This window comes from Pantoea sp. BR_17 (genome assembly GCF_041955125.1).
Taxonomy (GTDB): domain Bacteria; phylum Pseudomonadota; class Gammaproteobacteria; order Enterobacterales; family Enterobacteriaceae; genus Pantoea; species Pantoea stewartii.
Genome location: NZ_JAVAXT010000015.1, coordinates 51,957 through 65,122 on the forward strand (window position 1 = coordinate 51,957; position 13,166 = coordinate 65,122).

General features: G+C 58.1%; 12 protein-coding genes and 1 pseudogene. 8 read left to right on the plus strand and 5 right to left on the minus strand.

Annotation, left to right across the window (positions count from 1 at the left end; genetic code table 11):
* Positions 1 to 139: 139 nt before the first annotated feature.
* Entirely contained in the window at positions 140 to 1,570 is a 1,431-nt protein-coding gene (gene ftsP, locus RAC60_RS19805; RefSeq protein WP_039342152.1) for a cell division protein FtsP, read from the plus strand.
* Between the two features lie 44 nt (positions 1,571 to 1,614).
* On the opposite strand, the gene RAC60_RS19810 is transcribed toward ftsP, so the two are convergent.
* The gene (locus RAC60_RS19810; RefSeq protein WP_033739799.1) at positions 1,615 to 2,547 is read right to left on the minus strand and encodes a flagellin; all 933 of its coding nucleotides are present in this window, start codon (positions 2,545 to 2,547) and stop codon (positions 1,615 to 1,617) included.
* Positions 2,548 to 3,025: 478 nt separating this feature from the next.
* Positions 3,026 to 3,853 carry a 2,5-didehydrogluconate reductase DkgA gene (gene dkgA, locus RAC60_RS19815; RefSeq protein WP_006118176.1) on the minus strand — a complete coding sequence of 276 codons (828 nt, stop codon included), beginning with the start codon at positions 3,851 to 3,853 and terminating at the stop codon, positions 3,026 to 3,028.
* Between the two features lie 193 nt (positions 3,854 to 4,046).
* On the opposite strand from dkgA, the gene RAC60_RS19820 reads away from it, so the two are divergent.
* A complete protein-coding gene (locus RAC60_RS19820; protein WP_033739797.1) occupies positions 4,047 to 4,955 on the plus strand; it encodes an AraC family transcriptional regulator in 909 nt (302 codons plus the stop codon).
* A gap of 11 nt (positions 4,956 to 4,966) precedes the next feature.
* Here the strand turns inward: RAC60_RS19820 and RAC60_RS19825 are convergent, their stop codons facing one another.
* From RAC60_RS19825 to RAC60_RS19835, 3 genes are all read right to left on the minus strand, one after another.
* A complete protein-coding gene (locus RAC60_RS19825; protein ID WP_006118175.1) occupies positions 4,967 to 5,626 on the minus strand; it encodes a DedA family protein in 660 nt (219 codons plus the stop codon).
* 218 nt (positions 5,627 to 5,844) lie between these two features.
* Positions 5,845 to 7,035, minus strand: coding sequence for a cystathionine beta-lyase (metC, locus tag RAC60_RS19830; RefSeq protein WP_185200142.1), 1,191 nt, complete (start codon positions 7,033 to 7,035; stop codon positions 5,845 to 5,847).
* A gap of 78 nt (positions 7,036 to 7,113) precedes the next feature.
* The gene (locus tag RAC60_RS19835; protein ID WP_110268406.1) at positions 7,114 to 7,920 is read right to left on the minus strand and encodes an IclR family transcriptional regulator C-terminal domain-containing protein; all 807 of its coding nucleotides are present in this window, start codon (positions 7,918 to 7,920) and stop codon (positions 7,114 to 7,116) included.
* A gap of 186 nt (positions 7,921 to 8,106) precedes the next feature.
* Here RAC60_RS19835 and RAC60_RS19840 point away from each other — a divergent pair, with 186 nt between their 5' ends.
* From RAC60_RS19840 to pcaC, 6 genes and pseudogenes are all read left to right on the plus strand, one after another.
* Positions 8,107 to 8,796, plus strand: coding sequence for a 3-oxoacid CoA-transferase subunit A (locus RAC60_RS19840; RefSeq protein WP_054633141.1), 690 nt, complete (start codon positions 8,107 to 8,109; stop codon positions 8,794 to 8,796).
* A gap of 10 nt (positions 8,797 to 8,806) precedes the next feature.
* Positions 8,807 to 9,463: a 3-oxoacid CoA-transferase subunit B gene (locus tag RAC60_RS19845; protein ID WP_033739788.1), complete on the plus strand. Its 657-nt coding sequence runs from the start codon at positions 8,807 to 8,809 to the stop codon at positions 9,461 to 9,463.
* Positions 9,464 to 9,473: 10 nt separating this feature from the next.
* Positions 9,474 to 10,676: a 3-oxoadipyl-CoA thiolase gene (pcaF, locus tag RAC60_RS19850; RefSeq protein ID WP_375094200.1), complete on the plus strand. Its 1,203-nt coding sequence runs from the start codon at positions 9,474 to 9,476 to the stop codon at positions 10,674 to 10,676.
* 3 nt (positions 10,677 to 10,679) lie between these two features.
* The gene (locus tag RAC60_RS19855; protein WP_162285892.1) at positions 10,680 to 12,020 is read left to right on the plus strand and encodes a 3-carboxy-cis,cis-muconate cycloisomerase; all 1,341 of its coding nucleotides are present in this window, start codon (positions 10,680 to 10,682) and stop codon (positions 12,018 to 12,020) included.
* Positions 12,017 to 12,772: pseudogene (gene pcaD / locus RAC60_RS19860) on the plus strand (3-oxoadipate enol-lactonase); the annotation flags it as partial. The gene RAC60_RS19855 and the pseudogene pcaD, both read left to right, overlap by 4 nt.
* Positions 12,773 to 13,159 (plus strand): 4-carboxymuconolactone decarboxylase, encoded by a 387-nt coding sequence (gene pcaC, locus RAC60_RS19865; protein ID WP_206536933.1) that lies wholly within the window; start codon positions 12,773 to 12,775, stop codon positions 13,157 to 13,159.
* The last annotated feature ends 7 nt before the right edge of the window (positions 13,160 to 13,166 follow it).

Genomic DNA, 13,166 nt, shown 5'->3' on the forward strand with positions numbered 1-13,166 from the left:
ATCCGTTGTCGGACTATTCTGCATGGATGCCCCACGGCGAGTGACGTCCTGCGTCGCTCGCCGTGAAAGCAGCACAGCAATGACAGCAATAAAAACAGGGTTGGCGTTTCAGCGCCACGCGTAAAAGGTCTGAAATTTCATGTCTTTCAGCAGACGTCAGTTTATCCAGCTTTCTGCCGGTGTGGCGCTCAGTGCCACGGTAATGCCGCATGCGGCACGTGCCGCTTCCTTGCGTGGTGACACGCCACTTCCCGTTCCGCCGTTGATCGAATCCCGCCGGGGTCAGCCGCTGTTTCTGACCTTACAGCGCAGCCACTGGTCGTTTAACGGTGACAATAACAAGGTGCCGGTCTGGGGCATCAATGGCATGTACCTTGGGCCAACTGTCCGTGTTTACAGCGGCGATGATGTCAAACTGATCTACAGCAACCGCCTCAATGAACCGGTTTCGATGACCGTCAGCGGCCTGCAGGTGCCAGGCGCACTGATGGGCGGCGCGCCGCGGATGATGTCAGCGGGCGTCGACTGGGCACCGGTGTTACCGATTCGTCAGAACGCCGCCACCTGCTGGTATCACGCCAACACGCCAAACCGCATGGCACCGCACGTCTATAACGGCCTGGCGGGCATGTGGCTGATCGAGGACGACCTCAGTAAGCAGCTTCCGTTGCCAAAACACTATGGCGTGGATGACTTTCCGCTGATCATTCAGGACAAGCGGCTGGATAACTTTGCGACACCGGTTTATGACCCACCCGCTGACGGCGGTTTCCTGGGCGATACGCTGCTGGTTAATGGCGTACGCAATCCGTTTATTGAGGTATCACGCGGCTGGGTGCGCCTGCGGTTGCTCAATGCCTCCAATGCCCGACGTTACGAACTCAGCATCAGTGATAACCGACCGTTTACGGTCATCGCCAGCGATCAGGGTTTTTTACCGTCGCCGGTAGCGGTACAGCGGTTAACGCTGGCTCCCGGTGAGCGGCGCGAAGTTCTGGTGGATATGTCACAAGGGGATGAGGTCTCCATTACGGCGGGCACCGCGGCTGGCATCATGGATCGCCTGCGCGGTTTCTTCGAGCCTTCGACGATTTTGACCTCAACGCTGGTGCTCACGCTTCGCCCCACTGGCCTGCTGCCGCTGGTGACGGATAATCTGCCAATGCGTTTACTGGCCGATCAGATTCTGGACGGCGCTTCGGTGCGTACCCGGGAGTTTCGTATTGGCGACAGTATGCCCGGCATCAACGGTGCCGTGTGGGATATGAACCGCATTGATACCACCGCGCAGCAGGGCACATTTGAGCGCTGGATTATCCGTGCCGATCGTCCGCAATCGTTGCATATTCAGGGCGTAATGTTCCTCATTAAGAGCGTGAACGGTGCGCAGTCGATGGGGGAAGACCGGGGCTGGAAAGACACCGTCTGGGTGGACGGCGAGGTCGAACTGCTGGTCAACTTTACCCAAAGCTCTTCAGACCATTTCCCGTTTGTCTATTACAGTCAGACGCTGGAGCTGGCGGATCGGGGAACGGCAGGTCAGCTGCTGGTGCAGCCTGCCACGGCATAACGGAGCAGACTGTGCCGGGCAGGGCTTTCAGCTTTTGCGTTTGGCTAGCGCAGAAGCTGCAACATCAGTTGGGGCATCTGATTTGCCTGGGCCAGCATGGCGGTACCGGCCTGCTGTAAAATCTGCGCCTGTGACATCGCCGATACCTCCGCAGCGTAGTCCACGTCCTCTATCCTGCTACGGGCAGAGGTAAGGTTTGTGACCATATTGTTCAGGTTGGCGATAACCGACTGAAAGCGGTTCTCATAGGCACCCAGCATACTACGCTGACTATCAACGGATTTAATCGCCCGATCGAGATCGGCCAAAGGCGTACCGTCTGTCGCGGTTCCACTTGCTCCGCCGGTAACATCCCCTTTTAAAACGTCAAAGCCTTCTGCAGCAACCGTACGGGCCACGCCATTTACGGTATCTCCTGAGGTCATTTGCCGGATATTAAGTGTTGAGCCGGTGGTACCCGCTTTCAGAAGGTTATAGCTGTCGCTGGCATCCAGATCGATCGTGATCGTTTCGCCGTCTTCCGCACCGACCTGAAAGCGATACGCAGCCGAGCCCGAGCCGGTATTCAGCATACTAATGCCGTTAAAATTCGTTTGTGCGGTAATACGGTTAATCTCCTCCATTCGCTGATTCACTTCTGTCTGAATAGAGTCGATATCCGCAGCGGAGTTGCTGCCATTTTGCGCCTGCACCGTCAGGTCACGTATGCGTTGCAGGTTGTCGTTAATCGTGGAGAGCGCCCCTTCAGCGGTTTGTGATAGCGAAATCGCATCATTGGCATTTCTGCCCGCTACCGTCATGCCGTCGATGTTTGAGGTCAAACGATTAGCAATCGCCATTCCCGCCGCATCATCTTTCGCACTGTTAATGCGCAAACCTGAAGACAGGCGCTCAATGGCGGTCGATAAAGCATTTTGAGAGTTATACAGATCGTTTTGAACGATCAACGACACGATATTGGTATTGATAACCGACATGATACGCTCCCTGGTTAAGTCGCTTAACGTTCTGAAAACCGTGAAATGACGCTCAATGGTGGTAGCCGGGATCACGCGACAGGTGTGACAGAAAACAGTATTACCTGCACAACGACGTTTTCACAAAAGCGGAGCGGCTTCGGTGTGTTGCAAAATTTTACCTGTTATAACAAGGTAAGGTGAGGCGATTCGTATTTTAAATTTTTGATTTAAAAGACAAAATACAAGGCCGGATTAAGGTGTCAGCGTTCAGCGCAAAAAATTTGATTTAACAGAGCGGAAAGACAGGGGGATTTCGGTCAGGGAAGGGTTTTTTTGCCCAGTGCCGCGCACAGCCCAGAAAGGCGTTGCGTAATTATTATGCGTTTTGTCATACATTTTAAGGACGTTTAACATTTTGCGTGGGCGCTAACCGTAAAAAAGCCCCTCCCTGAGGAGAGGCGTGCACGAGGCGTGCATCGGGTCCGATGCGCCCGTATTAGCCGTTAAACGTATCCGGGTCAGGACCTAAACGCTTACCGGTATCAAGCTGGGCAATCTCACTCATTTCTGCCTTATCCAGGCGGAAATCGAACACATTGAAGTTTTCTTCGATGCGTGCCGGCGTGACGGATTTCGGGATAACCACCAGCCCGCTGTCCAGATGCCAGCGGATAACGATTTGCGCCGGCGTCTTACCGTATTTTTTGGCCAGAGACTTGATGATTTCCTGATCGAATACGCCTTCGCCGCCCTGAGCCAGGGGACTCCAGGACTCGGTCTGAATCTGGTGCATGGCGTTCCAGGCATGCAATGTGCGCTGTTGCAGCATCGGATGCAGCTCGATCTGGTTGATCACCGGGGTTACACCGGTTTCTTCCAGCAGACGTTTCAGGTGCGGCTGGTTGAAGTTACAGACGCCGATGCTTTTGACCAGGCCTTGTTGCTGCATCGCAATCATGTTCTTCCAGGCGTCAACGTACTGATCTTTCTCCGGGCACGGCCAGTGCATCAGATACAGATCTACCTGCTCCAGCTTCAGTTTTTGCAGACTGGTTTCCAGTGCCTGCTGGACATTTTGCTGGTCAGCATTCCACAGTTTAGTGGTGATAAAAATATCCTCACGCGCGACATCGGTTTCCTGTAACGCCTGACCAATCGCTTCTTCATTTTTGTACGCGGCGGCGGTATCAATTGAACGATAGCCAACGTCCAGCGCTTTCAGCACGGCGTTGCGCGCATCTTCCATGCTGGCTTGCCACACGCCAAGTCCAAGCTGTGGCATCATGTTACCGTCGTGCAGTTTGATAATAGGTTGGTCTGCCATATCCTGCTCCTTACATTTGCAGTAAACCAGGGAATCTTCGCTGTGCTTAAGTCTAGCTAACAATTTTCAGGCTGCCTGCGAACAGGCGAGGATAACCCTGCCTGATCCTGTAAACTTCTTGCCTGATTCTCCATTTTGCTGGCGATTTAACCAGGCGCGCGGCAAACTGCGCTTTTTATTTTCAGGAGTGATGATGCCCCACGACTTACTGTGTCAGCGGCTGGCTCAACAGGTGGTCACGCTGATGACGAACGGACGCGAACAGCTGTGTCCGGTGGAAAATGTCTCACTGATTTATGCGGGGCAGCACCGACCGCGTGAGCCCATCATGTATCAGCCCGGCATTGTCATTTTGTTTCAGGGCAGCAAAACCGGTTATCTGGGCAGTACGGTTTTTCAGTACGACGCCACAAAATACCTGATGCTCACCGTGCCGCTCCCGGTCGAATGTGAAACCTGGGCGTCACCCGAGCAACCTCTGGCCGGGATGTGCCTGCGCGTGGATACGGCCAGCCTGCAGGATTTGCTGATGGACATCGGTGATGACGAAGGGTTTCAGCCTCAGCCGTTGACCTCGGGCATTCACTCTGCCTTTCTCACGGAGCCGATGCTGTGTGCGGCAGAACGCCTGCTGGATGTGATGACCCAGCCTCGTGATGCAAGGGTGCTGGGGCCACAGATTGTGCGGGAAATTCTTTACTATGTGCTGACCGGCCCGATTGGGGGTGCACTGCTGTCACTGGTGAGTCGTCAGACGCAGTTCAGCCAGATTGCCCGGGCACTGCGCCGTATAGAGAATCACTATGCCGACAACCTCAGCGTGGACACGCTGGCGGCAGAGGTGAACATGAGTGTCTCAGCGTTTCATCATAATTTCAAAGCGGTGACGCAGACGTCGCCGCTGCAGTATCTCAAGCGGTATCGCCTGCATCAGGCGCGTTTACTGATGCTGCAGGACGGCCTGAAAGCCAGCGTTGCGGCGGTGCGCGTCGGTTATGAGAGTCCGTCGCAGTTTTCGCGGGAGTTTAAGCGCTACTTTGGCGTGACGCCGGGTGAGGAAGTGAATCGGGTGCGTCAGACGGTGGCCGAACCGCCCGCCTGACGCACGCGTGGTCAGGCTCTTTGACGACGTTTTTTCCAGATAACCACAATGCTGCCAACCAGCCCGACGACCAGCAGCACCATCGGTAATACCATCAGAACAGCCATCACCTGATCTTCGTGCCGTTTGATAAACGGCACCTGGCTGATGCCGTAACCCAGCGTCACCACAATGCCCACCCATAGCAGACCGCTCAGCCAGTTAAACAGCTGAAAACGGCTGTTCTTCAGGCCGGAAATGCCCGCCATTGTTGGCAAAATGGTACGAATAAAGGCCAGAAAACGTCCCACCAGCAGCGCCATCAGGCCATGACGATTAAACATATTCCATGCGCGTTGGTGATATTGTGCCGGAAGCTGCATCAGCCAGCTCTTAACCAGTCGGGTATTACCCAGCCAGCGGCCTTGCAGGTAACTGAGCCAGCAGCCCAGACTGGCTGCGGTGGTCAGGATCAAAAGCGTGGGGAAAAAATCCATCACGCCTTTGGCTACCATCGCGCCAGCCAGCAGCAGCAGACTGTCGCCGGGCAGAAAAGAGGCGGGCAGTAAACCATTTTCCAGGAATAGCGTCATAAACATCACGCTGTAGACGATCCATACCACTTCCGGATTGGCCAGCGCGGCGAAGTCTTGATGCCAAAGCGCGTGCACAATCTCATGTAAAACACCCATTAGCTATCCCATTACGTCACAATCATGCTGAATTATAGTGTTCAGATCGGCCTGACCTCTTGGTTGTCGCCTGTCCCAGAGTGGGCGACAACCTTAACCTGCGGGGGTTCTTCTGCTCGCTGAACACTTTTATATTAAGAGAATTTTAACATCTATCTGGCTGTGGCCTGTCGATATATCACACGGGTCTGTATCTGGTTTATATCAGGTTTACTCTTTTAGCGCGTCAGGCGTGCAAAACCCGCGTCAAGATCAACCAGTAAATCATCCACATGTTCCAGACCGATGTGCAGCCGTACCAGCGTACCGCTGAAATCAACGCCGCCCGCCGGGCGAATAGCCGCCAGCTCTTCGGGTTGACTGGCTAAAATCAGCGACTCATAACCGCCCCATGAGTACGCCATGCTAAAGTGCTGAAAATGATCAAGATACATCGCTAACTGCTCGCGGCTCAGTTTTTCTTTCAGCACAAACGAAAATAATCCGCTGCTGCCGCTGAAGTCGCGTTGCCAGAAGGCGTGACCGGGGCATGAGGGCAGCGCCGGATGATTCACTCTGGCGACCTCCGGGCGGGCGGCCAGCCATTCCGCGACCTGAAGTGCACTTTCTTCATGCTGCCGCAGACGTACGCCCAGCGTACGTAACCCCCGGCTGGCCATGTAGGCGGTATCGGCATCCACCATCTGCCCCATCAGGTAGCTGTTCTCGCGCAGTTGATCCCAGCAGCGGGCATTGGCGACGGCGGTCCCGATCATGGCATCGCTGTGACCAATCAGGTATTTGGTGCCAGCCTGAATCGAAATATCCACGCCCAGCGCAAGAGGACGAAACAGCACGCCCGCCGCCCAGGTGTTGTCGATCATAATAATCGCGTCCGGTGCTTTTGCGCGCACCGCCGCCACAATGGCGGGGACGTCCTGCACTTCCATCGTGATGGAGGCGGGCGACTCCAGGAACACCACGCGCGTGTTGGGCTGAATCAGGGTGGCGATCGCATCGCCGATGCCGTGATCAAACCAGGTGGTGGAGACCTGAAGTTTAGCAAGGATTTTGGTGCAGAAATCCTGGGTTGGTTCATACACCGCGCCGCTCATCAGCACATGATCGCCTGCTTCAACAAACGCCAGAATAGCGTTAGAGACCGCTGCGGCGCCGCAAGGATACAGCACACAGCCCGCGCCGCCTTCCAGCTCTGTCATGGCGTCCTGCAAGGCAAAGTGGGTCAGCGTGCCACGACGACCATAAAACAGTTCGCCCTTTGCCCGCCCTGCGGTCGCGCGTTTTTTCTCCGCAACGGTATCGAAAACCAGCGACGAGGCTCGCTGAATGACCGCATTCACCGAACCCTGGGTATAACGTTTATCGCGTCCTGCGCTGACGAGTGTGGTATCAATTTTTTTTGTGGTCATGAACTCCCTGCCTTGCCGCTTGCACCTGAGCCTTCACGTTAGCACGAATTCGGCGATGACGTTGAGGGGCAACACAGATTATTCGCGCAGCAACAGGGAGATTTCCCGTGCGGCCTCCTGCAGTAGCGGCAAATGGTGTTGACGCAGCGTATCCGCAGAAACCTGTCCGGCATGGACGCCGACGTTCAGAGCGGCCACGATGCGTCCGTCCGCGCCACAAAGCGGCACGGCAAGCGAACGCAGACCGATTTCCAGTTCCTGATCGTTAATGGCGTAACCCTGCTGCCGGACGCGGGTCAGTTCTTCACGCAGTGCGCTGCTGCTGACCAGCGTGTGGCTGGTATAACGCAGCTGGGTCAGCCGCGCCAGATAGTCGTTCAATGGCTCAGCGGCAAGCCCACTCAGCAGCACTCTGCCCATGGAGGTGGTACTGGCGGGCAGACGACTGCCGATATGCAGGTCGATCGTCATGATGCGCGACGCGGACGCGCGGGCGATATAGAGAATGTCATCCCCGTCCAGCACCGCCATTGAGCAGGACTCGTTCAGCGTCTGGCTCAGCTGGCGTAAAACCGGCTGTGAGGCGCTGGCGAGCGGCGTGGCGCCCAGCCAGTTATGACCCAGAGTGAGCACGCGCGGACGCAGTTCAAAGTTTTTACCATCTTCGGCGTAGACAAAACCCAGCTTACTCAGGGTGTACAGACAGCGCCGCACGGCTGCGCGCGGAATACCGGTGCGCTGACTGATTTGCGACACGGACATCACGCGTCGCTGTGGGGTAAATGCCTGCAAGACCTCCAGCCCACGCGCCAGTGAAGCCATAAAGTTCGGATCCCCTTTCCAGGGATCGCTGCTGCCGCGCAGCGTCTGATCGTCATCCGTCATGCTTTTCTCCCGAGATTAACAGGATCGTCCTGCAACTGTGCGAACGATCACAATGTGCCATTTGGTTTTGCCAGTGACCGATAATCGCACACTATTTCGATAATCGGTATTGTTTGCGCTCACAGAGCGATCTACTTTTTGGCTATTCACTACCAACCGGCTGATGCCGGGCTAAAGGAACAGCTAATGATCAATAAAAGTGTGGCAACACTGGCAGAGGCCGTGGCGGTCATCCCGGACGGGGCCAGCATCATGATTGGCGGATTTGGACCTGCCGGTCAGCCGCTGGAACTGATCGATGCGTTGATCGAAAGCGGCGCTCGCGGGCTGACGGTGATCAGCAATAACGCTGGCAACGGTGACAGCGGCCTGGCCGCGCTGCTTAAGGCAGGCCGCGTTGACAAAATGATTTGTTCATTTCCGCGCCAGGTTGACTCCTGGGTGTTCGATGAGCGCTATCGTCGTGGAGAGATTGAACTGGAGCTGGTGCCGCAGGGCAACCTTGCCGCCAGGATGCAGGCCGCAGGCAGCGGTTTAGGCGGCATTTTCACCCCCACCGCCTTTGGCACGCCGCTGGCGGAAGGCAAGGAAACGCGGGAAATCGATGGCCGCCATTACGTGTTCGAAAAACCGCTCAAAGCCGATTTCGCGCTTATCAAAGCCCATCAGGGCGACCGCTGGGGCAACCTGGTGTACCGCAAAGCGGCGCGGAATTTTGGCCCCGTGATGGCGATGGCCGCCACCACGACCATTGCCCAGGTAGCAGAGCTGGTGCCGCTGGGCCAGCTCGATCCTGAAAACGTCGTCACGCCGGGCATTTTTGTCCAGCGCCTGGTGTGCGTTCCCCATCCCGTTACCCTGACCGTTTCAGCCTGAGGAGTCGGCAATGCAAAAACTCACCCGTGACCAACTGGCACAGCGCGTGGCGCGCGATATTCCGGAAGGGGCTTACGTTAACCTGGGGATTGGCCTGCCGACCCGCATTGCGAACTACCTGCCTGCAGACAAAGAAATCTTTCTGCACAGCGAAAACGGACTGCTCGGCATGGGGCCAGCGCCTGCGCCGGAAGACGCCGATCCGGAGCTGATCAATGCCGGAAAAGAGCTGGTAACCCTGCTGCCGGGCGGCTGCTTTTTCCATCATGGCGACTCCTTTGCCATGATGCGTGGCGGGCATCTGGATATCTGCGTCATGGGCGCGTACCAGGTATCCGTCAGCGGCGATCTGGCGAACTGGAGTACCGGTGCGCAGGATGCAATTCCTGCTGTCGGCGGCGCCATGGATCTCGCCATTGGCGCGCGCAAGGTTTACGTGATGATGGACTACCTGACGAAAAAAGGGGAATGCAAGCTGGTGAAGCAGTGCAGCTATCCGCTCACCGGGCTGGGGTGCGTCAGCCGGATCTATACGGATATGGCCGTGATTGATATTACGCCGGATGGTCCGCTGGTGGTCGAGTGCTGCCCCGGACTGAGTTTCGAGGCGCTCCAGGCGGTCACGCCGGTGCGTTTACTGCAACCTGAACTGGCGACCACCGCCTGAGGAACCGCGAATGCAACAGGCTTTTATTTGTGATGCGCTCCGCACGCCATTTGGCCGTTATGGCGGCGCGCTCGCGGGAATTCGGGCAGACGATTTGGCGGCTTTACCGCTGGCGGCGCTGCTTGCCCGTCAGCCTGCTTCTGTCGCGCAGGCGATCGATGATGTGATCTATGGCTGCGCCAATCAGGCAGGCGAAGACAATCGTAACGTGGCGCGTATGGCCCTGTTACTGGCCGGGCTGCCGTCCAGCGTGCCTGGCACGACGATCAATCGTCTTTGCGGTTCGGGGCTGGATGCCATCGGCATGGCGGCCAGGGCAATAAAATGCGGCGAAGCCGAGGTCATGATCGCAGGCGGCGTAGAGAGTATGTCGCGCGCGCCCTTCGTGACCGGAAAAGCAGAAAGCGCGTTTAGTCGCAGCCTGAAAATGGAAGACACCACCATGGGATGGCGTTTCATCAACCCGCAGATGCGCGCCCGCTTTGGCGTTGAAACCATGCCGGAAACGGCGGAAAACGTGGCACGCGATTTTGCCATCAGCCGCGCCGATCAGGATGCCTTTGCGCTACGCAGCCAGCTTCGTACCGCGCGTGCGCAGGAGATGAGCCTGTTCAGTGACGAGCTGATGACCGTCACTCTCCCACAGCGCAAAGGGGAAGCCATCACTGTTGCCTGCGATGAGCATCCGCGCAGTACCTCCCTGGCGGCGCTGGCGGGATTAAAAGGCGTCGTGACGCCGGACGGCAGCGTGACGGCAGGCAACGCCTCGGGCATCAATGACGGGGCCTGCGCCTTATTACTCGCCAGTGAAAACGCGGTTGCCGCCCACGGCCTCACGCCGCTGGTGCGTGTGGTCGCGATGGCTGCCTGCGGCGTTGAACCGCGTATCATGGGTTATGGTCCCGTACCTGCGGTACGCAAAGTGCTGGCCCAGAGTGGCCTGACGCTGGCACAAATGGACGTAATCGAATTAAATGAAGCGTTTGCTGCCCAGGCGCTGGCTGTGACGCGGGCGCTCGGGCTGGCCGACGATGCCGCGCAGGTGAACCCTAACGGCGGCGCAATAGCGCTGGGCCATCCGCTCGGCGCATCCGGTGGAAGGCTGGCCATGACCGCGGCCTATCACCTGCGGCGCACCGGAGGACGTTACGCACTCTGCACCATGTGCGTCGGTGTCGGGCAGGGAATCGCACTTATTCTGGAACGGGTATAATCAATGTCTCTTTACCGCGCCATGTTTATGGCTTCTCCTCTCAGTGAGGGCTTCAGCGATACGGCGCTGCTGCAGGGGATGCTGGATTTTGAAGCTGGCCTTGCACAGGCACTTGCCAGTGCGGGGCTGATGGACCGCGAATCTGCGCAGATCATTCAGGACTGCTGCCGTGCCGACGCGATCGATGCCGCTGCGCTGACCCAGGCCGCAGGGCTGGCCGGCAACCTGGCGATTCCCCTCGTCAAACAATTGACCGCTTTGGTGGCTGCCCGATCGCCCGAGGCGGCGCGCTATGTCCACTGGGGCGCAACCAGCCAGGACGCAATCGACAGCGGACTGATGCTGCAACTGCGCGCGGCGCTCAGCGGTACGGCTACGCTGCTGGATCGGCTGATTGCCGTGCTGAGCGCGCAGTGCGAACGGCACAGCAAAACGCTGATGGTCGGACGCACGTGGTTGCAACATGCCTTGCCCGTTACCCTTGGGCTAAAGCTGGCAGGCACGCTGGACGCCCTGGTACGCGATCGACAACGCCTCAGGGCGATGCAGCCGCGGGTACTGGCGTTGCAGTTTGGCGGGGCGGCAGGCACGCTGGCCTCGCTGGGCGATAAAGGCGAGCAGGTCGAGCAGGCACTGTCCGAGGCGCTGAATTTGCCGCGTAGCGCCACGCCCTGGCATGCTCAGCGCGACAGGCTTACCGAGCTGGCAGGCTGGTATGCCGGCCTGACCGGGACGCTGGGCAAGCTGGCGCGGGATATGTCGCTGCTGATGCAGAGCGAGGTAGGGGAGATCAGCGAACCTCAGGCGGCAGGGCGGGGCGGCTCCTCAACCATGCCGCATAAACGTAACCCGGTATTGTGCGCCGCCATTCTCAGCGCGGCCAATCGGGTACCGGCGCTGATGTCCGGTCTGTATGCCGGGATGGTGCAGGAACACGAGCGTGCGCTGGGTGGCTGGCAGGCCGAGTGGCAGAGCCTGCCTCAGCTGATCGTACTGAGCGGCGCGGCTCTGGCCCACAGCACGGAACTGATCGACGGGCTGGAGGTGCATGAAGATGCCATGCAACGTAACCTTGGCCTGACGCAGGGATTAATTATGGCGGAAGCGGTCACGCTGGCGCTGGCGAACGAGATGGGACGCCAGCAGGCGCACCATCATATTGAGCAGTGCTGCCGCCGGGCGCTGGACACACAGCAGAGTTTGTTGTCCGTACTGAGCGCGGATGAAACGGTCAGAACGCGCCTGAGTCATTCAACGCTGGAGGCGCTGCTCGACCCGGCCAATGCCACGGGCAGTGCGGCGCGCTTTATTCAACAGGTTTTAGCGGCGGCGAGGGAATCATGACACTTCATTACATCCTTGAGGGGCCAGACGATGCTCCGGTGGTGTTATTCAGCAACTCCTTAGGAACGACGGCAGACATGTGGCAGCCCCAGCGCGATGCGCTGATCGGTCATTATCGCATTCTGCGTTACGATGTCCCGGGGCACGGTGCCTCGGCACCGAACGGACAAACCCGTTCGCTGGAACAGCTGGGGATGGCGGTGCTGTCGCTGCTGGATAAGCTGGCTATCGACAGGGTGCATTTTTGCGGCATTTCGATGGGCGGGCTGACCGGACTCTGGCTGGCCCGTTTCCATCCTCATCGCCTGATCACGCTCACGGTCGCCAACAGCGCCGCGAAGATCGGTGAGTCTGCGGCCTGGCAGCAGCGCGCAGCGCAGGTGCGTCAGTACGGTATGGCGGCGATTGCTGACGGGGCCGCCGCACGCTGGTTTACGCCGGCGTTCTGCGAACGGGCCCCCGCCACCGTGCAGGCGTTGCTCACGCAACTGCGTGCCTGTGATGCAGAAAGTTATGCGGACTGCTGCGATGCGCTGGCTGCCGCAGATTTACGTCACGAACTGGCGGCCATTCATCTTCCTGTGCTGGTCATTGCGGGGCGGGACGATGCCGTGACGACGGTGGCCGACGCAGAAGCCATGGTGGCGCACATCCACGGCGCGCAGCTGGTGGTGTTGCCTGCGTCGCATCTCTCCAGTGTGGAGGTGTGGCTGGCGTTTAATCGTGCCCTGCAGCCGTTTATTGACGCGCAACTGACGCAGCAGCAGCGTTATCAGCAGGGAATGACGGTGCGCCGCGCGGTACTCGGTGACGCGCATGTGGACCGCACTTTGGAGAATCTGTCCCCTCTGAACGACGAATTTCAACACTTCATCAGTCGTTACGCCTGGGGAGAGATCTGGACCCGGCCCGGATTGTCGCGCCACACGCGCAGCCTGATCACCATCGGTATGCTGATTGCGCTTAACCGTGAAGCCGAACTGAAAATGCATCTGCGGGCCGCATTCAACAACGGGGTCAGTCGGGATGAGATCAAAGAGGTACTGATGCATGCCGCGCTGTATTGTGGCCTGCCTGCGGCGAACGCGGCGTTCCACCTGGCACAAAGCATTTTCGACGAGCGGGATAGTGCCCGTTAAATCGCGG

Coding starts and splice junctions, on each gene's coding strand:
- ftsP (WP_039342152.1), top strand. CDS start 140: ATGTCTTTCAGCAGACGTCAGTTTATCCAGCTTTCTGCCGGTGTGGCG.
- RAC60_RS19810 (WP_033739799.1), bottom strand. CDS start 2,547: ATGTCGGTTATCAATACCAATATCGTGTCGTTGATCGTTCAAAACGAT.
- dkgA (WP_006118176.1), bottom strand. CDS start 3,853: ATGGCAGACCAACCTATTATCAAACTGCACGACGGTAACATGATGCCA.
- RAC60_RS19820 (WP_033739797.1), top strand. CDS start 4,047: ATGCCCCACGACTTACTGTGTCAGCGGCTGGCTCAACAGGTGGTCACG.
- RAC60_RS19825 (WP_006118175.1), bottom strand. CDS start 5,626: ATGGGTGTTTTACATGAGATTGTGCACGCGCTTTGGCATCAAGACTTC.
- metC (WP_185200142.1), bottom strand. CDS start 7,035: ATGACCACAAAAAAAATTGATACCACACTCGTCAGCGCAGGACGCGAT.
- RAC60_RS19835 (WP_110268406.1), bottom strand. CDS start 7,920: ATGACGGATGACGATCAGACGCTGCGCGGCAGCAGCGATCCCTGGAAA.
- RAC60_RS19840 (WP_054633141.1), top strand. CDS start 8,107: ATGATCAATAAAAGTGTGGCAACACTGGCAGAGGCCGTGGCGGTCATC.
- RAC60_RS19845 (WP_033739788.1), top strand. CDS start 8,807: ATGCAAAAACTCACCCGTGACCAACTGGCACAGCGCGTGGCGCGCGAT.
- pcaF (WP_375094200.1), top strand. CDS start 9,474: ATGCAACAGGCTTTTATTTGTGATGCGCTCCGCACGCCATTTGGCCGT.
- RAC60_RS19855 (WP_162285892.1), top strand. CDS start 10,680: ATGTCTCTTTACCGCGCCATGTTTATGGCTTCTCCTCTCAGTGAGGGC.